The organism is Sphingobacterium bovisgrunnientis (assembly GCF_009829085.1).
GTDB lineage: Bacteria > Bacteroidota > Bacteroidia > Sphingobacteriales > Sphingobacteriaceae > Sphingobacterium > Sphingobacterium bovisgrunnientis.
Window position 1 is genome coordinate 48,468 of sequence record NZ_WUQY01000015.1, and the last position, 23,932, is coordinate 72,399.

21 protein-coding genes are annotated in these 23,932 nt (G+C 35.9%); 14 read left to right on the forward strand and 7 right to left on the reverse strand.

Annotation, left to right across the window (positions count from 1 at the left end; all coding sequences use genetic code 11):
- The first annotated feature begins 50 nt into the window (after positions 1 to 50).
- From GOQ16_RS09050 to GOQ16_RS09070, 5 genes are read left to right on the forward strand one after another with little or no spacing between them, the layout of a single operon-like run.
- Positions 51 to 464 carry an HIT family protein gene (locus GOQ16_RS09050; protein WP_149915560.1) on the forward strand — a complete coding sequence of 138 codons (414 nt, stop codon included), beginning with the start codon at positions 51 to 53 and terminating at the stop codon, positions 462 to 464.
- Between the two features lie 33 nt (positions 465 to 497).
- Positions 498 to 1,145, forward strand: a complete 648-nt coding sequence (locus tag GOQ16_RS09055; protein ID WP_160068990.1) for a DedA family protein — start codon at positions 498 to 500, stop codon at positions 1,143 to 1,145.
- A 15-nt stretch (positions 1,146 to 1,160) separates the two neighbouring features.
- Positions 1,161 to 1,703: an inorganic diphosphatase gene (locus tag GOQ16_RS09060; protein WP_149915562.1), complete on the forward strand. Its 543-nt coding sequence runs from the start codon at positions 1,161 to 1,163 to the stop codon at positions 1,701 to 1,703.
- Positions 1,704 to 1,707: 4 nt separating this feature from the next.
- The gene (locus tag GOQ16_RS09065; protein ID WP_160068991.1) at positions 1,708 to 3,024 is read left to right on the forward strand and encodes a hemolysin family protein; all 1,317 of its coding nucleotides are present in this window, start codon (positions 1,708 to 1,710) and stop codon (positions 3,022 to 3,024) included.
- Position 3,025: 1 nt separating this feature from the next.
- Positions 3,026 to 3,739 carry a 16S rRNA (uracil(1498)-N(3))-methyltransferase gene (locus tag GOQ16_RS09070; RefSeq protein WP_160068992.1) on the forward strand — a complete coding sequence of 238 codons (714 nt, stop codon included), beginning with the start codon at positions 3,026 to 3,028 and terminating at the stop codon, positions 3,737 to 3,739.
- Here GOQ16_RS09070 and GOQ16_RS09075 read toward each other — a convergent pair.
- The 3 genes from GOQ16_RS09075 to GOQ16_RS09085 are packed head-to-tail and all read right to left on the reverse strand — an operon-like array spanning position 3,736 to position 6,304.
- On the reverse strand, positions 3,736 to 4,218 hold the full coding sequence (locus GOQ16_RS09075) for a hypothetical protein (RefSeq protein WP_160068993.1): 483 nt from the start codon (positions 4,216 to 4,218) through the stop codon (positions 3,736 to 3,738). The two genes, GOQ16_RS09070 and GOQ16_RS09075, sit on opposite strands and share 4 nt — an antisense overlap.
- A gap of 1 nt (position 4,219) precedes the next feature.
- Positions 4,220 to 5,668 (reverse strand): ABC transporter permease, encoded by a 1,449-nt coding sequence (locus GOQ16_RS09080; protein WP_160068994.1) that lies wholly within the window; start codon positions 5,666 to 5,668, stop codon positions 4,220 to 4,222.
- 9 nt (positions 5,669 to 5,677) lie between these two features.
- Entirely contained in the window at positions 5,678 to 6,304 is a 627-nt protein-coding gene (locus GOQ16_RS09085) for an ABC transporter ATP-binding protein (protein WP_160068995.1), read from the reverse strand.
- A gap of 287 nt (positions 6,305 to 6,591) precedes the next feature.
- On the opposite strand from GOQ16_RS09085, the gene GOQ16_RS09090 reads away from it, so the two are divergent.
- Positions 6,592 to 9,672, forward strand: a complete 3,081-nt coding sequence (locus GOQ16_RS09090; RefSeq protein WP_160068996.1) for a TonB-dependent receptor — start codon at positions 6,592 to 6,594, stop codon at positions 9,670 to 9,672.
- A gap of 102 nt (positions 9,673 to 9,774) precedes the next feature.
- The gene (locus GOQ16_RS09095; protein ID WP_160068997.1) at positions 9,775 to 10,944 is read left to right on the forward strand and encodes a beta-helix domain-containing protein; all 1,170 of its coding nucleotides are present in this window, start codon (positions 9,775 to 9,777) and stop codon (positions 10,942 to 10,944) included.
- A 75-nt stretch (positions 10,945 to 11,019) separates the two neighbouring features.
- Here GOQ16_RS09095 and GOQ16_RS09100 read toward each other — a convergent pair whose 3' ends face one another.
- Entirely contained in the window at positions 11,020 to 12,213 is a 1,194-nt protein-coding gene (locus GOQ16_RS09100; RefSeq protein WP_160068998.1) for a hypothetical protein, read from the reverse strand.
- A 440-nt stretch (positions 12,214 to 12,653) separates the two neighbouring features.
- A complete protein-coding gene (locus tag GOQ16_RS09105; RefSeq protein WP_160068999.1) occupies positions 12,654 to 13,007 on the reverse strand; it encodes a hypothetical protein in 354 nt (117 codons plus the stop codon).
- Positions 13,008 to 13,176: 169 nt separating this feature from the next.
- Here GOQ16_RS09105 and GOQ16_RS09110 point away from each other — a divergent pair, with 169 nt between their 5' ends.
- The 6 genes from GOQ16_RS09110 (at position 13,177) to GOQ16_RS09135 (ending at position 19,512) form a co-directional block, all read left to right on the forward strand.
- Entirely contained in the window at positions 13,177 to 14,049 is an 873-nt protein-coding gene (locus tag GOQ16_RS09110) for an AraC family transcriptional regulator (RefSeq protein ID WP_160069000.1), read from the forward strand.
- Positions 14,050 to 14,145: 96 nt separating this feature from the next.
- The gene (locus tag GOQ16_RS09115; protein ID WP_160069001.1) at positions 14,146 to 14,568 is read left to right on the forward strand and encodes a lipocalin family protein; all 423 of its coding nucleotides are present in this window, start codon (positions 14,146 to 14,148) and stop codon (positions 14,566 to 14,568) included.
- Between the two features lie 59 nt (positions 14,569 to 14,627).
- The gene (locus GOQ16_RS09120; protein ID WP_317163810.1) at positions 14,628 to 16,415 is read left to right on the forward strand and encodes a DNA polymerase III subunit gamma/tau; all 1,788 of its coding nucleotides are present in this window, start codon (positions 14,628 to 14,630) and stop codon (positions 16,413 to 16,415) included.
- A 79-nt stretch (positions 16,416 to 16,494) separates the two neighbouring features.
- Complete coding sequence (gene rlmB / locus GOQ16_RS09125; protein ID WP_160069002.1) at positions 16,495 to 17,274, forward strand: 23S rRNA (guanosine(2251)-2'-O)-methyltransferase RlmB; 780 nt, start codon at positions 16,495 to 16,497, stop codon at positions 17,272 to 17,274.
- Positions 17,275 to 17,276: 2 nt separating this feature from the next.
- Entirely contained in the window at positions 17,277 to 17,882 is a 606-nt protein-coding gene (locus tag GOQ16_RS09130; protein ID WP_149915574.1) for an HPP family protein, read from the forward strand.
- Between the two features lie 106 nt (positions 17,883 to 17,988).
- Positions 17,989 to 19,512, forward strand: coding sequence for a glutamate racemase (locus GOQ16_RS09135; RefSeq protein WP_160069003.1), 1,524 nt, complete (start codon positions 17,989 to 17,991; stop codon positions 19,510 to 19,512).
- 34 nt (positions 19,513 to 19,546) lie between these two features.
- Here GOQ16_RS09135 and GOQ16_RS09140 read toward each other — a convergent pair whose 3' ends face one another.
- Positions 19,547 to 21,316, reverse strand: coding sequence for an AMP-dependent synthetase/ligase (locus GOQ16_RS09140; RefSeq protein WP_160069004.1), 1,770 nt, complete (start codon positions 21,314 to 21,316; stop codon positions 19,547 to 19,549).
- A gap of 70 nt (positions 21,317 to 21,386) precedes the next feature.
- Positions 21,387 to 23,246: a DEAD/DEAH box helicase gene (locus GOQ16_RS09145; protein ID WP_149915577.1), complete on the reverse strand. Its 1,860-nt coding sequence runs from the start codon at positions 23,244 to 23,246 to the stop codon at positions 21,387 to 21,389.
- 133 nt (positions 23,247 to 23,379) lie between these two features.
- On the opposite strand from GOQ16_RS09145, the gene GOQ16_RS09150 reads away from it, so the two are divergent.
- On the forward strand, positions 23,380 to 23,931 hold the full coding sequence (locus tag GOQ16_RS09150) for a hypothetical protein (RefSeq protein WP_160069005.1): 552 nt from the start codon (positions 23,380 to 23,382) through the stop codon (positions 23,929 to 23,931).
- Position 23,932 lies beyond the last annotated feature (1 nt).

The window sequence follows — 23,932 nt, forward strand, 5'->3', positions numbered from 1 at the left end:
CTCTTTTATATTTTATTATATTTGCAGGTACACTGATTTGATATATTTTTATGTCTACGATATTTTCGAAAATTATTGCTGGTGAAATACCTGCGTATAAGGTCGCTGAGAGTAATGATTTTTTAGCTTTTTTAGATGTATCTCCCCTGACACCAGGGCACGTATTGGTTATTCCTAAAAAAGAAACCGACTATATATTTGATATTGATAATGACGAATATATGGGGTTGTGGGTGTTTGCAAAAATTGTATCTCAAGGTATCAAGAAAGTGTTTCCTTGTAAAAAAGTGGGTGTAGCAGTGGTAGGGTTAGAAGTTGCACATGCGCACATTCATTTGATTCCGTTAAATAAAGTTAGTGATATGAGCTTTGATAAACCTAAATTATCATTGCCAGCTGATGAAATGAATAAAATTGCTGAAGATATTCGTCAAGCAATATCAGAAGTTACCAATGCTGAATAATATAAAGCAGCTATTGTCTTATAACTAACAACTATGCAAGATTTTTTAATTTCTTTCCAGCAATTGATGGATCCGGAGTATTTACTAAGTCATGGTGGATTCTATTTAGTTTGCTTGATTGTATTTGCCGAGACTGGTCTTTTCTTTGGCTTCTTTTTACCAGGTGATTACTTATTATTTCTAGCAGGTTTGTTTTGCGCATTAAATAAAATAGATGTGAGCATTACGACTATGTTTTTTGGTATACTTGGTTCAGGGGTAGCAGGTAATTTTGCGGGCTATTGGTTTGGTTATCGAGCTGGGCCTATGCTCTTTAAACGGAAGGATTCCGTTGTTTTCAAACAGAAATATATTGTAATGGCTGAAGAATTCTACCAAAAATATGGTGGATCTGCTTTGGTTGTAGGACGCTTTGTGCCGATTATTCGTACATTTGCACCAATATTCGCTGGGGTAGTAAAATTGGACTTCAAAAAGTTCGTTTTTTACAATGTCTCAGGAGCCTTAATTTGGGTAGGCGTATTGACACTATCAGGGTATTATTTGGGCGCAGCCTTTCCTGAAATCATCAACTACGTAGAATATATTGTCATTGGTATGATCGTCATTGCGTTTTTGCCGATCATCATTGCTGTAATAAAGCGATGGCTAAAAAATAGAAATCAAAATAAACAACAATAAACAGTAAGAATATTAATGAGTACACAACATCCTTGGCATCAAGTGTCTCCTGGAGACGACGTGCCAAATTCAGTAAATGCTATAATCGAAATACCTAAAGGCTCGAAAGCGAAATACGAAATTGATAAAGATAGTGGTTTGATTAAATTGGATCGCGTTTTATTTTCTTCGGTAATGTACCCTGCAAACTATGGTTTTATTCCACAAACATATTGTGACGATAAAGATCCATTAGATATCTTAGTAATTAGCTCGGTGGACGTATATCCAATGAGTCTGATTGAAGCTAAAGTAATCGGTGTAATGCACATGATTGATGGTGGCGAACAAGATGATAAAATCATTGCGGTAGCTAAAAACGATGTTTCTGTTAATTATATCAACGATTTGTCGGAATTACCTCCGCATACGATGAAAGAAATCGTTCGTTTCTTCCAAGATTATAAAGCATTAGAAGGTAAGAGCGTAGAGGTTCAAAACCTTTATGGTCGTGCTTATGCTCAAAATATCATCAACGAAAGTATTGAGCTTTACAATACTGAAATAAGAAATAAATAATCAAATGGCTCTCGATATTTTTTGGACATTTTTATTGGTCTTTGCAAATGGCTTTTTTGTCGCCGCCGAATTTGCGATTGTCAAAGTAAGGGCATCGCAGATCGAGCTACAAGCTAAATCCGGTAGCAACGTAGCAAAAATAGCAAAGAATATTACAGAGCATTTGGACAAATACCTAGCTGCAACACAGCTAGGTATTACTTTAGCATCCCTAGGCCTAGGTTGGATCGGAGAGGAAGTGATGACGGAGGTGGTAAATCACGTTTTTACTTTTTTCAATATCGACATTTCCCAAAGCTGGACTAAAGGATTAGGATTAGTGCTAGCATTTGGATCCATTACATTATTACATGTGGTATTGGGTGAGTTGGCACCAAAATCAATTGCTATTCAAAAACCAATAGCTACGACAATGAGAGTCGCTATTCCATTAAGATTATTTTATTGGCTAATGATGCCATTGATTTATGTATTTAATGGATTTGCTAATTTCTTATTGAAATTAATTGGTATTACACCTCATCCCAACGAGGCGCATCATTCTTCCGAAGAGCTTCAATATTTATTGGATAAGGGTATGGAGTCTGGCGCTTTGAATCTTTCTGAGCATGAGCTTATCAAAAATGTTTTTGATTTTAATGAGCGTATTGTCAAGAATATTATGGTTCCGCGAACTAAGATCATTGCGGTAGAGTTATGTGATTCGCCAGAAGAATTCATCAATACCGTCACAGAAGAGGGATATTCTCGTATTCCGATTTATGATGACAACATTGATAATATTGTCGGTATTGTACATACAAAAGATATATTGCCACTTTTGTTTAAAGGCGAAGAGATAGAGCTTAAAAGCATAATGCGTAAGCCTTATTTTATTCCTGAGACGAAGAAAATCAATGATTTGATGGCAGAGTTTCAACAAAAGCGAATTCAAATTGCTATTGTGTTAGATGAATTTGGTGGTACTTCAGGTATGGTAACTTTGGAAGATATCGTTGAAGAACTCGTTGGTGATATTCAAGATGAATACGATGAAGAAACACCAGTGGTGGAACAAATTTCTGAAACTGAGTTTATTATTGATGCAGGTGCAGGGGTTCATGATGTGAATGAATATTTACCTTTTGAGCTTCCTCAAAGTTCGGACTACGATACGATTGCAGGTCTTGTGAGTCATGTGTTTGATAAGATTCCTGATGTGGGCGAGACTACAGAAGAATTTGGGTATCGTTTTACAATCATGAAGAAAACGCAACAGAATATCGAATACGTAAAACTTGATGTAGTAGAAGAAACAGGAGACGAAGATTCAGATTCATAATATGCAGCTTTTTTATACACCTGAAATTCAACCAGCACACCCAACATTTATGTTGAGTGAAGAGGAAAGCAAACATGCAATTCGCGTGTTGCGACTTACTGTTGGGGAGAAAATTCACCTTATTGATGGGCGTGGTGGTTTATACGAAACTGAAATTATCGAAGCGCATCCCAAACGGACTACTTTGCGTGTGCTTTCTGTACAAGAGAATTTTGGAAAGTCCACGTACGAAATTCATATGGCTGTAGCTCCAACCAAGAATATTGATCGTATTGAATGGTTTCTTGAAAAAGCTACCGAAATTGGTCTGACATCTTATACGCCTATTATTTGCGAGCATTCTGAACGTAAAGAAGTTAAGGTGGAGCGACTGGAAAAAGTCGCTATTGCAGCGATGAAACAATCTTTAAAAGCTTATTTGCCCAAAATAAAACCACCTACGAGCTTTTCTAAATTTATCCAAGAAATTAAAGACGAAACTTACACTAAAGGAATTGCACATTGTGTAGATAGCGAAAAGAAATATATTTCTAACACATTCGCACCTCGTGGTAAGTATTTGATTTTGATTGGTCCAGAAGGTGATTTCTCTGAAAAAGAAATAAGCCAGGCTATTGAAGCTGGCTTTATCCCTTTATCTTTAGGTGAAGCAAGATTACGCACGGAAACCGCGGCGTTAGCTTCAGTTCTTGAAGTTTCTTTATTGAATCGTTAGTTAATGATTTCCGCATCCACAATCTGAATTTCAGCATTTCCTTTCAGTGGTTCAGGATTGAAAACCATTTTTCCTTTTAATTTCAACGGTTCTTCTGTGAACTTAATCGAACCTTTTTTCATAAAAATCTCGACCATTGGTGGAATACCATTCGTTCCACAAAATTGACACTGCGCTATAGGTAAGACCGATAACATAAATGTGCTGTGTTGACGACCGCTTGTCAGTGGTACCAAATAACCTGGTAATTCCACAATCTTGTTTTCTAGTTTTTTCAATTCCGCAGGATAATGTGGCGTGTACACTTTTTTGTTTCCACTTGTCGTTACTTTATACATCATTTTGTCAATGGCTTCCCATGTGCTATTCATCATTGGGGTATGATCTGGAACGTCGAGCCCTTGGTTGAAGCCACCTATCTGAGCTTTAGCCCCAATTGTTAATAACGATAAACAAAGTACAATTATGTAGTTTTTCATTTTATTTAGAAGATAATGTGTTCGAAATAGTTGTTTGATAAGCCTTAATAGCAGGGATAATACTTGCTATTACGCCAATTAGTATTGCTGAAATCAAAATTACAAATTCATTTGGATGCATTGCGAATGCTTGAATGAAATCAGCGCTTTCGCTAGTTTGTAAACTGATATAATACAATATGCTATGCCCCAAAAATAATCCAAAAATTCCACCAATTAAAGTAATAACCAACCCTTCGACTATAGTAATGGTAAATAGTTTAGCTTTTGTGGCTCCCAAAGTACGCATGATAGCCAAATCATATTTGCGATCTTTCATTGCATTGTACAAACTAATAAATACGCTGAATCCTGCAATGACCATGATAACATAAGCCAATATTCCTAAAGAATCAAAGCCAACGCCTAATAATGAAAATATTCTTGAACTTTCCATGGCAGGTGAAGCCGCTTGCATTTGGGTACTTTGATTAACCATACGTGGCAATACACTAATTGCAGTAGGTGAGCTGTATTTGATTAACAAGGCCGTAATTTCAACACCTTGATCATCGATCATGTCTTGTCCTAAGCTTTTGATGAAGTCATTGTTCTGTGGTTTCTCCGTTACTAATTGCTCTTCGTGTACATGTGATGATTCACTGTGTTCGTGTTTATGATCGTCATGGCTGTGATCGTGTCCTTCATGATCGTGGTCAGAATGATCGTGTTTATGTTCATCATTATGGCTTTGCGCTGTTGATGTTGTCTCATGTGCATGATTGTGACCATCATTGTGGTCATGGTCGTGATTATGATCGCAATGTTCGCCGTGAATATGTTCGCCATTGTGTGCAATCCCATGAACTTCCCAGACACTGGCTAGATTACTTAATATTAAATTATCGACAATAGACTGTCCTGGATTTAAAATACCGACAACTGTGAAAGGGTGATCGTCGTGCTGATGTGCATCAGCAGAGAGTCCGTGAGCACTGAAAATTTGATCGCCAATTTTAAGATTATGCTTGCGTGCGACCTCAGAACCTAATACAACTTCAAAAGATTTGCTCCACAATTTCCCTTCTTTCAATTTCAACTCATATAGTTGTAAAAAACTAGCATCAGTTCCGATAATACGATGACCTTTGTAATTATCACCTAAAGATATTGGCGTAGCTAATTGTACTAAAGGATTTTCAGCAAGTTTATTCGCTTCGCTCATTGGAATATTACCCGTAGGGTTATCTACATGATACAGCGAACTCAATATCAATTGCATTGGGCTACCTTTAGCTCCGATAACTACATCTATATTTTTGGTGTTATTTTCAAGTTGTTTTTCTAATGTCACTGAGCTAATGTAAATGACAATTAGAATAGCCACACCAAAAGCAGTAAGCAGGACACTTAATAAAGTGGATCCCCATTGTTGTGAAATATTTTTCCAAACAAGAGATAATGTATTCATAGGGTGCTGTTATAATTGATAAGTGTGTGCAAAAAATGATTTTATGCGCGTGTCGTGCGTGGCAATCAATAGCGTAGCATCATAGTTCGCCGCTATTTCCAAAAGCAAATCCATTGCATGCTTCGTATTCGAATCATCTAAGGCTGCTGTTGGTTCGTCCGCAATTAATACTTTTGGATTGTTTATGACAGCACGTGCGATAGCAGCACGTTGCAATTGACCACGACTCAATTGGTTTGGGTAGCTATTTGACTTTTCGCGTATTTGTAATTTATCTAGAATATCAGCAACAGCTTTTTTGTTTTGCTTTTCTTTCGCTAGATATTGTGCAAGAAGAATATTCTCTTCGATTGTCAGATTTTTGAGTAAATGCGCATCTTGGAAAATAAACCCCATATTTTTTGCTCTAAAAAGATCTCTTTCTTGTTCGCTCAAACTATAAATGTCCGTTTCATTAATAAAAACTTTACCGGATTTTGGTTGAGATAGCCCACCCAACAAATGCAGTAAAGTTGTTTTGCCACTTCCTGATTCTCCCAACAAAAGGGAATGATTATGTTTCTCAACATGCATACTTGGAAAGGATAATTCAGCAGAATTTGAATATTTAAATGTGAGATTTTCTGAACTTATCATAGATTTTTTATTTCTAAATAGCTTTTAGATTAACATTAAAGGTATAGACAATACATTAGATTCGAAAATTCTATTCAAATTATTACAAGGTAAAGACCGTATTCTGCGTAAAGAAAAATTAATCTTAGCACAACATAACGTGCCTTTTTTACCGGCTATATCTAACTTTTTGACATTCAGTTTTACTTATTAATGATTACTTAACATTTCTGTCATGAAATGGTAATTTGACCGTAACATTGAGTTAATACACTTGCTTTTAATTTGTGTTAAATTAAAATTAAATAATGTTGAAAGTAGATTTACACATTAAAAAGGCAAATTTATTATTACTAGGTGTAGTTTTAAATGGAATGGTTTTCGCGCAGAGCACGGGTATTGTTGCCGGATCTATTAAAAATGCTAATACTGGAGAGCCTCTTCCTGGTGTTGCTGTTAAGATTATTTCACTAAATAAAAAAACAGCATCTGAGCCTAGCGGTAATTATACTTTAGCGGGCTTGTCACAGGGACAATATACATTGGAATTTTCTTCCAAAGGTTGGCAGACACAAACGATTGATTCTGTAATAATCACTGGAGGAAAATTAACAAAGGTGAATGTTGATCTTATAAATAATAACAAAAATAACACAACTGGCCTTACAGCAGCTCAGCTTGACACAGCAAAAACCTTAGTTGCATTACAAAAAACGAGTGCGCCTATCGCTGATGGTGTTTCTGCTTTAGGTATTAAAGGTCGTGTCATCGACGTGGAAACTTTAGAACCTATTCCTGGTGTAAGTATCGTCTTATTGGAAAATGGCAAAGCAACTTCTACAAACGAGCGTGGAGAGTTTACAATTCCTGTAAATACGAAAGGCAAATACAGCATAGAAACGAGTTATCTAGGGTATAATAAAGAAACTACACCTGTCGTATTCACAGATAAGAATTGGGAAATGGTCAATGTCGTGCTAGTAAATGCGAGCTCTGCATTGGATGAAGTGGTTGTGTCACGTCGTAGATCACAAGTTGGTGAGCTGGCTTTATTAGAAGAGCGCAAAAATGCAGCTTTGGTCGTAGAGAAAATAGGAATAGAGGAATTGTCGAGAAAAGGAGTGAGTGATGCTGCTACGGCTGTTTCTAAACTTTCGGGCGTATCAAAACAAGAAGGTAATAGTCAAGTGTATGTACGCGGCTTGGGCGATCGATACAATACCACTTCGTTCAATGGCTTACCGATCCCATCAAGCAATCCAAACTTAAAGAATATTGCTTTAGACGTATTTAGCACGGATGTAGTCGATTATATAGGTGTAGATAAATTGCACAATGCAACTTTGAACGGTGATTTTGGAGGAGCAAATGTAGACATTGCTTCCAAAAATTTCAAAGGTGATCAGTTATTTGAAGTTTCTTTGGGTTCTACGGTGAATACAAATGCATTGAAGCAAGCGGGCAATTTCAATTTGCAACAAGGACCTAGCTTTTTTGGATTTTCGAACGCCAATATTCCAGCTGACGCACAAGGAAGTTACCATTTCAAAAATAGTTGGGATTTAGGCTCCAAAAATATCTTGCCCGTTGACTTGGGTGTCAAGCTAGGTAAATCATTTAATATCGGAACTGACAGTCGTTTAAGTCTTTTTGCAACCATGAATTTCACAAATGGATATACTTATCGTGAAGGATTAAATGCAAATGTAGGCGCTCAAGGTGATCGTTTGAAAAGCTTTTTTCAAACACGACACAGCTACAATACCAAGTCTACAGGTATGTTGAATGCGAATTATAAAATTAATAATAAGCACAGCGTAGCTTACAACTTTTTGTATATCAATTCTGGAGAACAATTCGCAGATAATTTTAAAGGATACATTCGTGATGCAGCAGAAGATGAGAATGGCGTAGTGAGACGTAACACATTTTCACAGACTCAACTAATAATCAATCAATTCCTAGGTAAACATGAGTTGACAGAAAAAATTGATTTGAATTGGGGCTTGGTAGCGAATATTGTAGACGGCGATATGCCAGATCGTATGCAATCGCAGACGCGTTTGTTGAGTAATGGAGATCATGTTTTCATTCGTGTGAATGAAGCTGATAATCACCGCTACAATTATTTCTTGAAAGAAAATGAATATGCAGCCAACATTGCGGCAAGCTACAAATTAGGTGATGATAATAAAGGGAAAATTACATTAGGTTACAATGCAAGAATGAAGAAAAGATCATTTGATGTAATGCAATTGAACTTTAATATACTTACAGATGCTAGACAAACTGTTATAGATCCGAATAATATGGATCAGTATTTAGGAGCTGCAGGCTATGGAACATTTTACCAATTAAAAGGATTTGCGGGCAATGCATTCCAATATTATAATGGAGATCAAAATATTCATTCCGCTTTTGCAAGTGTAGATTATGCATTGACGGACCGTTTGACTGCTGTATTAGGAGCTCGTTTTGAGAAAATCAAACAAAGTGTTGATTACTATAGTATAGAATTTCCAAAAGCAAAAAATGAGATTCTTAAAGATGCCTTTTTACCCAGTTTGAATCTAAAATACACATTAGATGAAAAGCAGAATTTAAGATTTGGAGCCAGCAAAACTTATACGTTACCACAATTCAAAGAGAGAGCACGTTTTCCATACGATGATGTAACTGAAGTGGTGCTTGGTAACCCATATTTGTATGCTTCGGACAATTATAATTTAGATTTGAAATGGGAAATGTTTCCGAATGAGTCTGAATTAATTTCGGTAGCGGCATTTGGTAAGTATATACAAAATCCGATAAATGAGATTATGATTGCTTCTGCAACGAATGATATTTCATATGCGAATACAGGCGACAATGGTTATGTATATGGTGTAGAATTAGAATTCAAAAAGGATATTTTTGAATTTAATGGAGATAAATTGAGCTTCGGATTTAATTCTGCAATCATGAAAACAGACCAAGATTTCGATGCGGAAAAAGTGAATACTGAAACGAATGGTATCGTTAATATCGACCCAACACACTCAAGTTCAAAATTCACTGGAGCCTCTGATTTTATTATCAACGCGGATTTATCATATAATAAAAATTTCGCTGAAGGCAAAAATATAGTGGCTACTGTACTTTACAATTATTACTCCGACAAAATTTATGCAATTGGAACAGGTGGATTAGGACATCGTGTCGACAAAGGCTTGGGAACATTGGATTTAATCGTAAAAAGTAAAATTTCGAAAAGAATAGGTTTGGAATTAGCAGCACGTAATATTTTGAATCCAGCATTCGAAAGATGGCAAGAGAATTCGGAGCCTGTGAAAGTTCTTTCATACAAAAAAGGCCAATTCTTCAATATAGGTTTGAAGTATAATTTCTAAGCCTTTATAATTAATAATTAATTAACAATCAAGTAATTAGGTGTTAATACTAACTAGGTTTATTTGTATAAATAAAAATTGAAAATTAATAAATCATAAATAATGAAAAAATCAGTTTCAACTCTATTATTATTAATGTCCTTATCTGCGACGCCATTCGTTTTCACAGCTTGTAGTAGCGATGATGATGAACTTATTGTGGTAGATCCGGGAAAGCAAGTAGATCGTGAAAACCTAAAAGGTGCGATTAAGAACGGTGAACACATCGTATTGGAAAGTGGAGTTTACAAATTGACAGGACCTCTTATCGTAGAAAACGGCGGTAAGTTAACTATTAAGGCTGGTGTTATTGTAGAGGCTACAGCTTTCAAAGATGGGGAAGAAATAAGATATATTGCTACAGCTCAAGGTGGTCAAATCTTTGTAGAAGGTACAGCAACAAAACCTGTCGTAATGACGGCAACAAATAAAGTGCAAAGTTCTTGGGGAGGTTTAGTGTTATGTGGTAAAGCTCCAATTAACAAGGGAACTACAGCTACAGCAGAAGTGTCAGGTTTAACTTACGGTGGTACGTTAGCAAATGACAACTCGGGATCAATTAAGTATTTGCGCATTGAATATTCGGGCTATTCTTACTCAGCAGAAAAAGAATTTAATGGATTATCAATGTTTGGTGTAGGTAAAGGTACAACAATTGAGTATGTACAAGTTCATGAAGGTTCAGACGATGGGTTCGAATGGTTTGGGGGAACGGTTGATTCTAAATATTTAGTAGCTACAGCAAACGAAGACGATCAATTTGACTGGACTGAAGGCTGGAATGGTACAAATGAAAATTGGTATGCAAAAGAAGCTTCAGCTAAAGGAAATAGAGGTATTGAAGCGGATAACAATTCAAATACACATGATGTAACCCCAACCTCTAACCCAACGATTAAAAATTTAACTTTGATTGGTCGTGGTGCTCATGAAGGTGAATCTCAAGCTATAAAACTTCGCGTAGGTACAAAGGGTATGCTTGATAATGTGGTTCTTTCCAACTGGGGAACTGGATTTGATGTAGAACATGATGTGACAATTGGTTATGTTAGTTCTACGTTGAAAGCTACTCGTGTAAAATTTGATAATGTCGCTACCAAGTCTAAAGGTAAGAAAAGTGATGGTTCGTCTGTAGATGTAGCATCGGTATTTACAGAAGATGGAACTGCTACTGGTGCTGGAGCAGGTACTTCTACACCTGAATGGGCTAAAGGTTGGACTGTAGGTTTGTAATCTTCAATCAAATTATTATATAATACTATAATTTTAAACTTAATATAACTCCTTGCTATTTCGGCGAGGAGTTTTTTATTTGGGAGAGTAGTGATATACGACTTTGTATTCTTCGTCCAAATATTTGTCTGCCAATTCACCTATGTTGAAGCTTTTAGCTTGCGGTGTTGGTTCACAAATTGAATAATATTGATCTTCAAATTTGATGGTTTTACCAATTTTTTTGTCAAACTGAACACCCATAGTAATGTGTGTTGGGTACAAGATCGCGACCATCGGAAGATTATAAATCTCTTTTACCAAATAGAAAAACAACGCCACACGGTCATCACAATCGCTATATGGATTGAGCAGCGTGAGTTCTGGTGAAAGTCTTTTTTCAGTGCCAAAATTTTCTTCGTCATTTTCATATAGGAAAGCATAGCGTGTAAATCGCATCAAATAATCGACTCCATTTTCAGTGTTCATCTCAGCTACATTCTTTTTCAATACAGGGATCAACGAGCTGTATGTTTCTTTTGTGAGTGGTATATTAAAGTACGATTCGAAATCAACACCTGGATAGTTTTTAAATATACTGGAAACTTCATCATTCACTTTGATGTTAAAATTGTACACTTTGTCGTTATATTCAAATTGAATATTCTTTTCTTTGTAGCCTTGTGCCATTAACTCCGGCATTTGATCTATTTTATACCTAAAATCATTTTTACCTTCCGCAAAGTAAATATCTACAGGCTTATACGCATTGGTTCGTTGAAATAATTTTCCATAATCGTGGTAATTCAAGCAAGTGTATTGTTGATTATCAATGTTAAAAAATGGGATGTCCGAAATGTCTTCTTTGTTTTTTATGTAGAAAATGATTTGATTATTTCCGATTGCGATTCGTGCATCATAGCCCGATTTATTCATCAGGTACCATTTATACAATGTATAGCGCGGGTAATTTTCAGCCTTTGGACTCAAAGATTGCGAAACTCGTCGAATCAGTTGATAATACAGCCAATCGCTAAGCTTTTCATTCGTACGATAAGTTACGAGTTCATGTATAAGATGCTGATATTCTTCTGAATTAATCTTTTGATGAAATTGTTGAATTGCCTCTTCACTTATTATGGTTGGAAAATCAAATGTTTCTAAGCGTGATTTGTCAAATTGAAATGGTTTTTGCAGAAAGTCAATGCTTTCAAAATTTTGACCAAATGAAATCAAGCCATTACATAGAATAGTAGCAACGCAAATAAACCGTGTAAATAATTGATTCATTCAGAAGACCTTTAAATAACATAAATATAACACAAATTTAATCAAAAAGTTGGTGCTTAAGATTTCAAAAGAAAACCCCTTATTTTGTGAATAAGGAGTTAACAATATATATAGGGAGAGAAAGTTCTATTTTAGCGAGATGCACAATTTATTTTGGCATCTTATTATGTATGTAAAGAATAAGCTTTAGACATTATGTAAGTGTATTCGTGCTAAAGCTTATTCTAACTCAATAATTCAATATTGAGGTTAATAGGTTTGGTTAAAATTTCTTATAATATTTAAGTTTATCCTCGTAAATCTGTGTATGTCTGTTTTTATATGTTTAGTTGATTACTATTAGCTTCACAAAGCATTTCAACATCCATTCATCATTTAATTTCGCTACGACAAGACACATAATTGTACTTAGTAAACATAAATTTTTGAGTTTTCAAATCTTATTTAGTTACAAGAGGTGCCGAAACTAGTGCTTTATCTCGTGTAATTCTTAATTCATACTCAATTGTTTCCTTGCCTTTTACCAGTTTTACAATATAATGTCCTTCTGGGAAGGCATTTAGGTTGTAAACCTTAGTTAAAGGTTTGTCAGCTTTGATACTTTCTTTATAAAGTTCACCTTCATATATGTTGTAGATAAATAAATCTACTTTTTCAAGTTCTTTTGTTGAAAGGATAATTGATTTTTCTTTATATGAATGAGGTTTTACCGATAATTTGATATCGTTGCTATAAGTTGCTGATGAAATTGCTAAAAGAGCAAGTAAAAAAGTTGATTTTAATAAATTTTTCATGACAAATAATTTTAAATAATTATTAAATAACTTACAATACAAATGTATAGCTGAAAAATGTGTAATTTTTATGCAGTATTTTCTAATTTCTATGCTATATTGATAATTTATCACAAATAATAATCTTTAGTTAATTTCTTGTAAATTTTTATCTAACTTTCTACTCGTTATGAAAAAGATCAACCCAAGCTTTGAAGTAGTCGAGCCCTCCTTCGGCAGTTCTTTCGCTTATTCGAAATATATAGAGAATGAAAATAATAAGGCGCATGTCTGGCATTATCATCCTGAGATAGAGATAGTATATGTGCATGGTGGAGCGGGAAAACGACAAATAGGTAGTCATATCTCGTATTATACCAATGGAGACCTCATTTTGATAGGTAGTAATCTTCCACATTGTGGATTTACAGATACAAATACTGGGAATAAAAAGGAGACAGTAATCCAATTTAAGCCAGAGTTGTTTGGAAGAGAATTTATGATGCTTCCTGAAAACAAATTTTTAATTGACTTTTTTGAAACTGCAAAGGCAGGTATGGCATTCAGTGCCGCGACTAAAAAATCTGTTGGTTCTAAAATCGAGAAGATGTTCGATCAAGAACCTTTTCAACGATTAATTAGCCTTTTAGAAGTTTTGAAAGAGTTGGAATCAGCCACAGATCATAAGATATTGAATGCTTCAGGTTTTACGGTAGAGCTTCAAGTGCAGGATAATGATCGTATCAATATGATATTTAATCATGTGAAAGATCATTTTTTAGAAGAAATAAGTTTAGAGCAAGTAGCTGAAATGTCTAATATGACTATTCCTTCTTTTTGTCGATTTTTCAAAAAAGTAACCAATAAGACTTTCACTCGCTTTGTCAACGAATACAGAATCGTACATGCGTGCAAATTGTTAGCCGAAAAACCAATGAGTATAGCAAATATCAGCTATGAAAGTGGCTTTCATAATTTTAGTCATTTCAATAAACTGTTTAAAGAATTTACGGGTAAAAGTGCTTTACAGTATCGAAAAGAATTGAATACTATTATTAAATAAGTATATTTAGTTTTCTAGTTCCTTTATTATATCAGACAAACTTTATGTAGCGAGTTAGTTGATTTAGTCGTTACTGTAAGTAAATCAATTATAATTATGAGAAATTTAATAATCATGTTTTGCATAGTTGGATTGCAACTAATGAACTCATCCTGTAAAAAGAATAATTCAAGTGAATCTGAAGTATCCTCAATCATTGGAAAATGGAAATTGACGGAAGTTTATTCAGATCCGGGTGATGGTTCTGGCAAATTCACAAAAGTTAATGGCGGTAAAATTTTGGAGTTTACATCTGAAGGTGAAGTTTCATCAAATTCTTCATTATGCTCCTTGATTTCAAATGGTCTTTTACATGAAACATCTGCTTATACAATAACAGAATATACAGATAATAGAAATACCATAAAAATAGAGAAATGTCCTACGAATTTTAGTTATGAATTGAAAGGAAATCAATTAACAATATATTATCCATGTATTGAGGGCTGTGGTGAAAGATTTGTACGTGTCGCTGATTAATGAAGGGGTAATTATGTAATCATGTGTTGTCTTAGCGTTCGAAATTAGCTATCTTTGTGATGATGGATAATTTCATTGTTTCTGCACGTAAATATCGTCCCGTTGCCTTCGATTCTGTCGTTGGACAATCACATATTACGAACACCCTTAAAAATGCTATTCACAACAATCAGTTAGCCCAAGCTTTCCTTTTTTGTGGACCAAGAGGTGTTGGTAAGACGACTTGTGCACGTATTTTGGCAAAAACCATCAATTGCGAACAGATTTCTGAAAATACAGAAGCTTGTGGCACTTGTGAGAGTTGTAATTCTTTCCAAAATGGTGCTTCATTTAGTATTCACGAATTAGATGCAGCCTCCAACAATTCTGTGGATGATATACGAAGCTTGATTGAGCAGGTACGCATTCCGCCGCAGACGGGCAAATATAAAATTTACATCATCGATGAGGTGCATATGTTATCTCAAGCCGCTTTTAATGCTTTCCTGAAAACATTAGAAGAGCCACCCTCGTATGCTATTTTCATCCTAGCTACTACAGAAAAGCACAAGATACTTCCGACTATTCTTTCGCGTTGTCAAATCTTTGATTTTAATCGAATCAAAGTAGAGGATATGGCCAATCATTTGGCAAATATTGCGGCAAAAGAAGAGGTAACTTTTGAGGCGGATGGCTTACATGTGATTGCGCAAAAGGCAGATGGCGGTCTTCGTGATGCTTTATCGATGTTTGACCAAATTGTGAGCTTTTCGAATCGCAATTTGACTTATCAAGCTGTAATTGATAATTTAAATATTCTTGATTACGATTATTATTTCAAATTAATGCAGGCTATCGCTCAAGAAGACGCGGCAGATACGTTGTTAATTTTTGATAATGTGTTGAACAAAGGTTTTGATGGGGGGCATTTTATCGCAGGATTGTCGAATCATATTCGAAATCTTTTAGTAACAAAAGAACCACGTACGTTAAAGCTTTTGGATGTCAGTGAGAATATTAAGAAAAAATATTTTGAGCAATCTTCTGCATTAAGTTCGGGATTGTTGCTTTCTGCATTGAACATTGCGAATCAATGCGAAATATCTTACCGCACGAGCAAAAATCAACGTTTACAAATCGAACTGGCTTTATTAAAGATGTGCCATTTGTCCTCCGCTATCAAGTTAGGAGTAAATGGTATATCAGCTACGCAAGTGGAACTAAAAAAAAAACTCCCTGAGTCAGTAAAATCAGCTGTGGCTTCTACGCCGCAAGCTCCTCAAGTAGCATCTAATACATCTTCAGCAACTAGTGCGCCAGCTCCCGTAAAATCTCCTATTCCAAGTCCTGTTAAGGCACCTGAACCAGAGAAAAAATCATTTTCTTCTGGGAAAGGATGGGGAAGTTTCAAACCTTCTGTTGCGGTGCCGAGTTTGACTACAGTTTTTGAAGAAAAAACAACAGATGAATCCGAAGAATCCGATTTAGTACAAGGTAACGAGTTTCATGAAGTAACTTTCAATTCATTTATCAGTAAATGGAATACTCTAGCAGAAAAGCTAAAAGCTGAAAATCGTATTACCTTGTATACCATTATGACGGCCAACGAGCCACGTCTGAATGGGAATATTATCGAGATCGATGTGGAAAATATGGTGCAAAGTGAACAGCTTAAAGAAGGAAAAATAGATATTCTTAATTACTTAAGGGTAGAACTAAAAAACTTTTCCTTGGATATTACGACACATCAACTTGAAAAGTCTGTTATCCGTAAAGCTTATACTTCCCAAGAAAAGTATCAGGTCATGGTGCAAAAGAATCCATCTTTGGAAACTTTGCGAAAAACATTCAATTTAGGTCTTAGCTAAATTTCTCTTTCTTATCTTTGTACAAAATTTTGGTAAATAGTTATTAAGCTACTTATCTCATTACTTATAATTTACAATAATGCAAAACAGTTTCCAACGTCGTGATCGCGGCGAACAACGAGAAAGTAATCAAATGGTTTTTGGTATTCGTGCTGTCATCGAAGCCATCGATAGTGGTAAAGAGATAGAATCTCTTTTTATCCAACGTGGATTGAGCGGTAGTTTACTGTTGGAATTGAAAGCATTAATCAAGGAAAATAACATTGGTTACCAACAAGTGCCAGTTGAGAAATTGAATCGGATTACACGCAAAAATCATCAAGGTGTAATCGCCGTTATTTCACCTATTATTTACAATAACATTGAAGATATTCTTCCTGAGATATATGAGAAAGGTGAAACGCCATTGTTGTTGATGTTGGATGGAGTCACAGATGTTCGTAATATGGGCGCTATTGCGCGTACGGCAGAATGTGCAGGTGTACACGCGATTATTGTTCCGAAAAAAGGTTCGGCAGAAATCAATCCTGATGCAATTAAAACTTCAGCAGGTGCTCTTTATAAGATTCCAGTTTGTCGTCAAGATTCCTTAGGTAAAACAGGGCGATTTTTAATTGATTCGGGAGTACAATTGGTAGTGAGTACCGAAAAAACGAAGGATTCTGTGTATGACGTAGATTATTCAGGACCTACTTGTATCATTATGGGGGCTGAAGATGTCGGTGTGTCGGATGATTTGATTCGTATTTCGGATAAATTGGCAAAGATTCCGATGTTTGGTGAGATAGGTTCATTGAATGTCTCTGTTTCAGCAGGTGTGGTGCTCTATGAGGCTATTCGCCAACGAAATAATAAATAAAAATGCTAAAGCAAAAACTACGAAGACAACTTAGAGTTTATAAATACGTAGTTTATAAAGAAACATTAGTCGATTTTAAAGACCATTTCTGGTCTTTTGTCGGTGCTTTTATAGGGATTGGAATTATTGCTTATTTGCAATCCCTTCAACTTCCACAGTTAGAAAATCTATTTCTCATCGGTTCTTTTGGAGCTTCTTCTGTATTGATTTACGGTGCAGTGTACAGTCCTTTGGCGCAGCCAAGAAATTTGGTAGCTGGTCATGTTATTTCGGCAATTGTTGGAGTGACTGTAGCGAAAGTTTTTCCAGATATCATATGGCTCACAGCACCAACTGCTGTTGCACTTTCGATAGTTGCGATGCAGGTTGCTCGATGTTTGCATCCTCCAGGAGGAGCTACAGCTTTGATAGCGGTATCTGGTGGAACCAAGATTGCTGAGATGGGGTATATGTATGTGCTATCGCCTGTTCTTTCAGGGGCTTTGATTTTATTGGTGATTGCTTTAATTTTCAATAATATCACAAAAGATAGACATTACCCCGTTAAACACTCCCGCCTACGAAAATCACGAAGATTGCAATTGAAAAGAAGATTTGTGAAGCTATAAATATTCATATTTTCATTAACATCATTTTTCTCATTAAAAAATAATGCAGGTTTGTAAAGGTTTGCTCTAAAAAACTATTAAATTAGCGCAATCAACCTAATGAAAAATGAATAAATCTTTTGCGGGTCTATCACTTCTTGCGTGTTTGTGCTTGAATGTACGAACTTCTTTTACACAAGAAAAGTCAAAAATTGAGGATAGTATTTTGAGGGATAGCAGCAGTTTCTATCATATCGATTTCTCTAATTATTCCCGGCCTTTACATCAATTGCCGATAGGCGTTTTTGATTCAGGAACTGGTGGATTAACTGTGCTGGACGCCTTGGTGAATTTTGATCAGCATAACAATATTTCTAAAGAGCGAGGTGCGGATGGGGCTTCTGATTTTTCATCTGAAAAATTTATCTACCTCGCAGATCAAGCCAATATGCCGTATGGAAATTACAATTCAACAGGTAAAGATGATCTGCTGAAAGAACATATTATAAAGGATTTCCAATTTCTATTAGGGAATAAATACTACCAATCCGGTACAAGCACATCTTATTTATCGAATAAGGAACAAGTCAAAGCTATTGTAATCGCGTGCAATACAGCTACGGCTTACGGTTATGAAGATGGTCGATCCTTTGTGAAAAAAACAAACTTGGATATCCCAATTATTGGCGTGATAAACGCAGCTACACGTGGAACGCTTTCTTTCTTTGATAAAACTGAAAATGGTGCAATAGCTGTTTTTGCGACAGTCGGTACTATTGCTTCCAGAGGATATGAGCGTACATTGAGGCAACAAATTGCAGAAGGCAATTTCAGTGGAAATATTCAGATTTTTAATCAAGGAGGTTACGGTTTGGCTGAGGCGGTGGATGAAGAACCTGATTTTATTCGAAAAAATACTAATGTTCCACAAGATGCTTATCGTGGACCTTCCTTCGAAAATCCAAATTATACGATTGATAAAGCGTTGATAGATGTTTATAATTTCAAAAATGAAGGAAACAGTTTATTATGCGATAATAAAAATATAGACGACTGTTCCATAATTCAGCTCAATGATGCAGAAAATTATGTGCGATATCATCTTGTTTCTTTATTGGAGCAAATGCGAAAATCGAAAGACCCACAACCTTTAAAGGCTATTATTTTAGGCTGTACACATTATCCATATTTAATCAAAGAAATTAATAAAGTCTTCGCGGAATTAAGGAGTTATAGGGGAGGTGATGGAAGATATCATTACAAGCATTTGATAGGAGAGAAGTTGCACATAATTGATCCATCCGTGTATGTAGCTCAGGAGTTATATTCGGCTTTAGAGACTAAGAAGTTATTTAATGCAAGTAAACAACCATTATTACAGCAGTCAGAATTTTATATTTCTGTTCCAAATTTGACAAACTCAAATGTAAAATTGGATAGCGCGGGACGATTTACATACGATTATAAATACGGAAGAACTGAAGGCGAAATTCAAGAATACGTGAAGTCTATTCCTTTTGATCGAGAGAATATTTCTGCTGAGACTTTAAAACGCTTGGAGACTATGATTCCGAATACCTATAAACTCATTCAAAGGTTTTCGAAGGAAAATCCAAATACTAATCATCTAAAATCGGAAAATAAGATTTAAAAATATAGCCTTCACGATTTGGAAGGCTATATTTTTAAGAATAAATTTCCTTATAGTTTACAAGATATTTCTCAATAATTTTCTTGCGTTTCATCTTCAAAGTAGGTGTCAATTCACCACCTTCAATGGTGAATTCATTTGGAATGATAGCGAATTTTTTGATTTGCTCCCATTGTCCGAATGCTGAATTGACTTTGTCGATCTCTTCCGTAATCTTATGTTTAATTTTATCATTCAGAAGAAAGTTTTCCTGCGCTAATTTAGATAATTCTGGAGCGTTGACTTTTGCCCATTCCAATAAGTTTGTATAAGAAGGAACGACAAAGGCAGCGGGGAATTTTTCGCCATCGCCAACTACCATTAATTGTTCGATATATGGCGATTCGACCATTTTGGATTCTATAGCCTGAGGAACTACATATTTGCCACCAGAAGTTTTAAACATTTCTTTCTTGCGATCGATGATTTTTAGGAATTTACCATCCACCCATTGTCCAATATCACCTGTATACAACCAACCGTCTTTAATAACTTCCTGTGTCGCTTGTGGATCTTTGTAATAGCCCAACATCACATTGTCTCCTTTGGCAAGAATTTCACCATCTTCGGCTAATTTGATTTCGATATTGATTAGTGGTAAGCCAACAGTTCCGATTTTCATTCCGCGTTTGAAATCATTAACCGAAAGGCAAGGGCCACCTTCTGTGAGTCCATATCCTTCGTAAATCATAATTCCTGCAGCTATATATAATCTTATCAAACGCTCTTGTAATGCTGCTGAGCCTGTCGCAATACCCTTTATTTCGCCACCCAAAGCTTCTTGCCATTTTGAAAAAATCAATTTACGTGCTATGTTGAGCTGTGTGTCGTACCACCAAGATCTTTTCGACTCATCTAAATCATATTTTTCACCTAAGCCAATAGCCCAAAAGAATAGTTTATGTTTTATTCCAGTGAGCGAATTGCCAGTAGCCATAATTTTGTCATACACTTTTTCCAATACACGAGGTACAGCAGAGAAAATATGTGGTTTGACCTCCTTCATATCAGCACCGATAGTTTCCATCGATTGTGCATAAAAAATCGTCAACCCTTTGTACATATATACGTAATGAAACAAGCGTTCATAGGCATGGCAGACGGGAAGAAACGATAAGGCACGATCGTATGCAGTTACTGGAAAGGAATATTCACTACTCATCATATCCGCTAATAGATTCTTGTGTGTTAGCATGACACCTTTGGGACTACCTGTAGTGCCACTGGTGTAAATGATCGTGGCAATATGCTCATTTTCAACCGCGGATTTACGTGCAGCAAGTTCGTTATCAGAAATTACTTTTCCTGTTTGTAGTATCATATCCCAATTGGGATATAAAGTTCCTTCATCCAAAATAAAAGTATGTTGCAATTCTGGTATGCTAGGTCTAAGTTCATTTATACGTTCATATAAAGTCTTAGAACTTATTATTGCAAGCTTGATTTCGGCATGATTGAATATATATGAATAGTCGTTGTCCGAAATGTTTGGATAAAGTGCGACAACCACAGCGCCAATTTGTTGTATTGCGAAGTCTATTAAAGACCATTCAATTCGATTTTCACTTACGATACCTATTTTATCATCGGGTTGTACACCTAGTGCGATAAGACCTTTTGAAATCTCATCGACTTTTTTTTGAAAGTCCAAGTTTGAAATTTCTTTCCAGCGGTTATTTTCTTTGTGTGAAAAAATCGCGGAAATAGGGTAAGTGTGTTGTCTGTAGTTGACTAAGTCAAATACACGTGTAAGCTCGTTATTCATAAGCAATATCACAAAAAAATAAGGCTACCCAAAGTAGGTAGCCTTACAAATTTACGCAATATTCTTAAGATTAATATCTGCTTTTCGATTCGCGTTTTTTGCCAGAGAAATCACGGAATCCGCCATTATCTCCGCCGCTGCGCTCTCTTCTTTCGCCGCCACCGAATCCACCACGACGATCACCGCCACGATCTCTTCTTTCGCCGCCGAATCCACCACCACTACGCTCACCACGAGGTCTTCCTCCACGGTCACCGCCTCTTGAAGGACGACCACCACGATCTCCGCGATCCGAACGACCTTCGCTAGCGCCAGATACTTCGATACGTACTTGACGTCCGTTGTAATCTACACCTTTGAAACCATCGAATACTTTATTAACTTCTTCGTCTTGAACTTCGAAAAATGTGAAAACACCCTTCAAATCAATTTTACCGATAGACTTGCCAGTAATATTTGCAGTATTACAAATAAATCCTAACATATCTCCACGGCTGAACTCATCTACAGAACCTAAGTTCATGAACAAGCGAGTGTAACCTTTAGAACTCTGACGAGGTCCACGATCATCTCTTTCACGTCTATCGCCACTTATTTCGCGAGCTTCGATGTTTAAGTCCGGAGAATTTTTGTAGTATTCTAAGAATCTATTAAATTCTAATGATGCAAATCTTTTTACAATCTCCTCTTTTGATAAAGATTCAAAACCTTCCATAATAGCAGGCATGAATGGATTGATTTGATCTTCGTTAACCTCTACATTATTAACTTTGTTTATGATAGTCAATAACTGTTTTTCAACAACATCAGCACCTTGAGGTACTTGCATTTTAACAAAAGGTTTACCAATTACTTTTTCAAGTTGACGGATTTTACTTTGCTCTTTGATGTTGATTAATGAGATTGAAATACCAGTTTTACCAGCGCGAGCCGTACGACCAGAACGGTGTGTATAGTTTTCAATTTCATCAGGTAATGAGAAGTTAATAACGTGTGTCACGTCATTCACATCGATACCACGTGCAGCTACGTCTGTTGCGATCAACATTTGTAAACTACGGTCACGGTAACGCTTCATTACTTTATCGCGTTGTTGTTGTGATAAATCACCGTGTAAAGCATCCGCATTGTAACCATCTTTGATTAATGCTTCAGCGATTTCTTGCGTTTCGATTTTAGTACGACAGAATACGATACCAAAGATTTCTGGATTAGAATCAACGATACGTTTGAATGCTGCGTATTTATCTCTCGCTTTTACCAAGAAGTATTGGTGTTCGATATTTGCATTACCTGTATTTTTTGTACCTACAGTTAATTCAAATGGATCAGTCATATACTTCTGAGCGATACGACGTACCTCTCTTGGCATTGTTGCAGAAAACAACCAAGTTTTTTTGTCCTCGGGAGTTTCTGATAAAATGTTGTTGATGTCTTCTTGGAAACCCATGTTTAACATTTCGTCCGCTTCATCTAATACAACATATTTTACGCTAGAAAAATCAATTGCATTTCTGCCAATGATATCTAACATACGACCTGGGGTCGCTACTACAATTTGCACACCGCGTCTGATTTGACGTAGTTGGTCACTGATATTTGCACCTCCATATACAGCAACAACATGTACGTTATCGATGTATTTAGCAAATTTTTCTAAATCTTTAGCGATTTGTAAACACAACTCACGTGTAGGGCACAAAATTAATGCTTGTGGGTGTTTTTGAGAAAAGTCTAATTGCTCTAATAATGGAAGACCAAATGCCGCTGTCTTACCTGTGCCGGTTTGGGCTAATCCGACAAAATCGTCGCTACCAGTCAATAAAACAGGAATGGCTTTTTCCTGAATTTCAGAAGGTTTCTCGAAACCTATTTCTGAGATGGCTTTAACAACTTCCTCACGGATTCCCAGTTCTAAAAATGGGTTCATGAAATAAATTATACAATAGGCACTATTGCCTAAGGCGTTGCAAAGGTATGCAAAACATTTGATATACACAATAGTATATTGTTTTAGTTTTGAACTATATTCGAAAATTCAAAATTATTTATTCATTTATATTATGAAATATCTTATTTTATTATTTCTTTTTATTAATCAGGCTGTTATAGCACAAGAAAAACCTAATTCTAAACTCTTTTTGGAGCAGTTCAAGCCATTTGAAGGTCAATATTTCGAAGGTGAAATAGTGGAAGGTGGAAAAGAGGGGGATGGTTTTACAGGAAAACGATTGCTTATGCAAGTAATGTCTTACGATGATCGCGAAGTAAAAATTCCATTCTATGTCGGCGAAGACAAATCCAGAACTTGGATTTTAAATTATTCCAACAATGTTATTACCCTGAAACACGACCACAGACACGAAGATGGTTCTCCAGATAAAGTAACGTTCTATGGTGGCACATCACCTAATGAAGGTGCAAAACACATTCAAGTTTTCCCAGCGGATAATGAAACTTGTGATCTTATTGATCATGCGTGTCAAAATGTGTGGTGGATTACTATGGATGGTACAACATATACCTATAATTTGAGAAGAATTGGATCAGAAAGAGTATTTACTGTAAAATTTGATTTAACGAAACCAGTTAATTCGAATTATAAACCTTGGTAAT

Bases quoted from the DNA above. Each gene is read 5' to 3' on its own strand.
- GOQ16_RS09050 (WP_149915560.1), top strand. From the start codon at position 51: ATGTCTACGATATTTTCGAAAATTATTGCTGGTGAAATACCTGCGTAT.
- GOQ16_RS09055 (WP_160068990.1), top strand. From the start codon at position 498: ATGCAAGATTTTTTAATTTCTTTCCAGCAATTGATGGATCCGGAGTAT.
- GOQ16_RS09060 (WP_149915562.1), top strand. From the start codon at position 1,161: ATGAGTACACAACATCCTTGGCATCAAGTGTCTCCTGGAGACGACGTG.
- GOQ16_RS09065 (WP_160068991.1), top strand. From the start codon at position 1,708: ATGGCTCTCGATATTTTTTGGACATTTTTATTGGTCTTTGCAAATGGC.
- GOQ16_RS09070 (WP_160068992.1), top strand. From the start codon at position 3,026: ATGCAGCTTTTTTATACACCTGAAATTCAACCAGCACACCCAACATTT.
- GOQ16_RS09075 (WP_160068993.1), bottom strand. From the start codon at position 4,218: ATGAAAAACTACATAATTGTACTTTGTTTATCGTTATTAACAATTGGG.
- GOQ16_RS09080 (WP_160068994.1), bottom strand. From the start codon at position 5,668: ATGAATACATTATCTCTTGTTTGGAAAAATATTTCACAACAATGGGGA.
- GOQ16_RS09085 (WP_160068995.1), bottom strand. From the start codon at position 6,304: ATGATAAGTTCAGAAAATCTCACATTTAAATATTCAAATTCTGCTGAA.
- GOQ16_RS09090 (WP_160068996.1), top strand. From the start codon at position 6,592: ATGTTGAAAGTAGATTTACACATTAAAAAGGCAAATTTATTATTACTA.
- GOQ16_RS09095 (WP_160068997.1), top strand. From the start codon at position 9,775: ATGAAAAAATCAGTTTCAACTCTATTATTATTAATGTCCTTATCTGCG.
- GOQ16_RS09100 (WP_160068998.1), bottom strand. From the start codon at position 12,213: ATGAATCAATTATTTACACGGTTTATTTGCGTTGCTACTATTCTATGT.
- GOQ16_RS09105 (WP_160068999.1), bottom strand. From the start codon at position 13,007: ATGAAAAATTTATTAAAATCAACTTTTTTACTTGCTCTTTTAGCAATT.
- GOQ16_RS09110 (WP_160069000.1), top strand. From the start codon at position 13,177: ATGAAAAAGATCAACCCAAGCTTTGAAGTAGTCGAGCCCTCCTTCGGC.
- GOQ16_RS09115 (WP_160069001.1), top strand. From the start codon at position 14,146: ATGAGAAATTTAATAATCATGTTTTGCATAGTTGGATTGCAACTAATG.
- GOQ16_RS09120 (WP_317163810.1), top strand. From the start codon at position 14,628: ATGATGGATAATTTCATTGTTTCTGCACGTAAATATCGTCCCGTTGCC.
- rlmB (WP_160069002.1), top strand. From the start codon at position 16,495: ATGCAAAACAGTTTCCAACGTCGTGATCGCGGCGAACAACGAGAAAGT.
- GOQ16_RS09130 (WP_149915574.1), top strand. From the start codon at position 17,277: ATGCTAAAGCAAAAACTACGAAGACAACTTAGAGTTTATAAATACGTA.
- GOQ16_RS09135 (WP_160069003.1), top strand. From the start codon at position 17,989: ATGAATAAATCTTTTGCGGGTCTATCACTTCTTGCGTGTTTGTGCTTG.
- GOQ16_RS09140 (WP_160069004.1), bottom strand. From the start codon at position 21,316: ATGAATAACGAGCTTACACGTGTATTTGACTTAGTCAACTACAGACAA.
- GOQ16_RS09145 (WP_149915577.1), bottom strand. From the start codon at position 23,246: ATGAACCCATTTTTAGAACTGGGAATCCGTGAGGAAGTTGTTAAAGCC.
- GOQ16_RS09150 (WP_160069005.1), top strand. From the start codon at position 23,380: ATGAAATATCTTATTTTATTATTTCTTTTTATTAATCAGGCTGTTATA.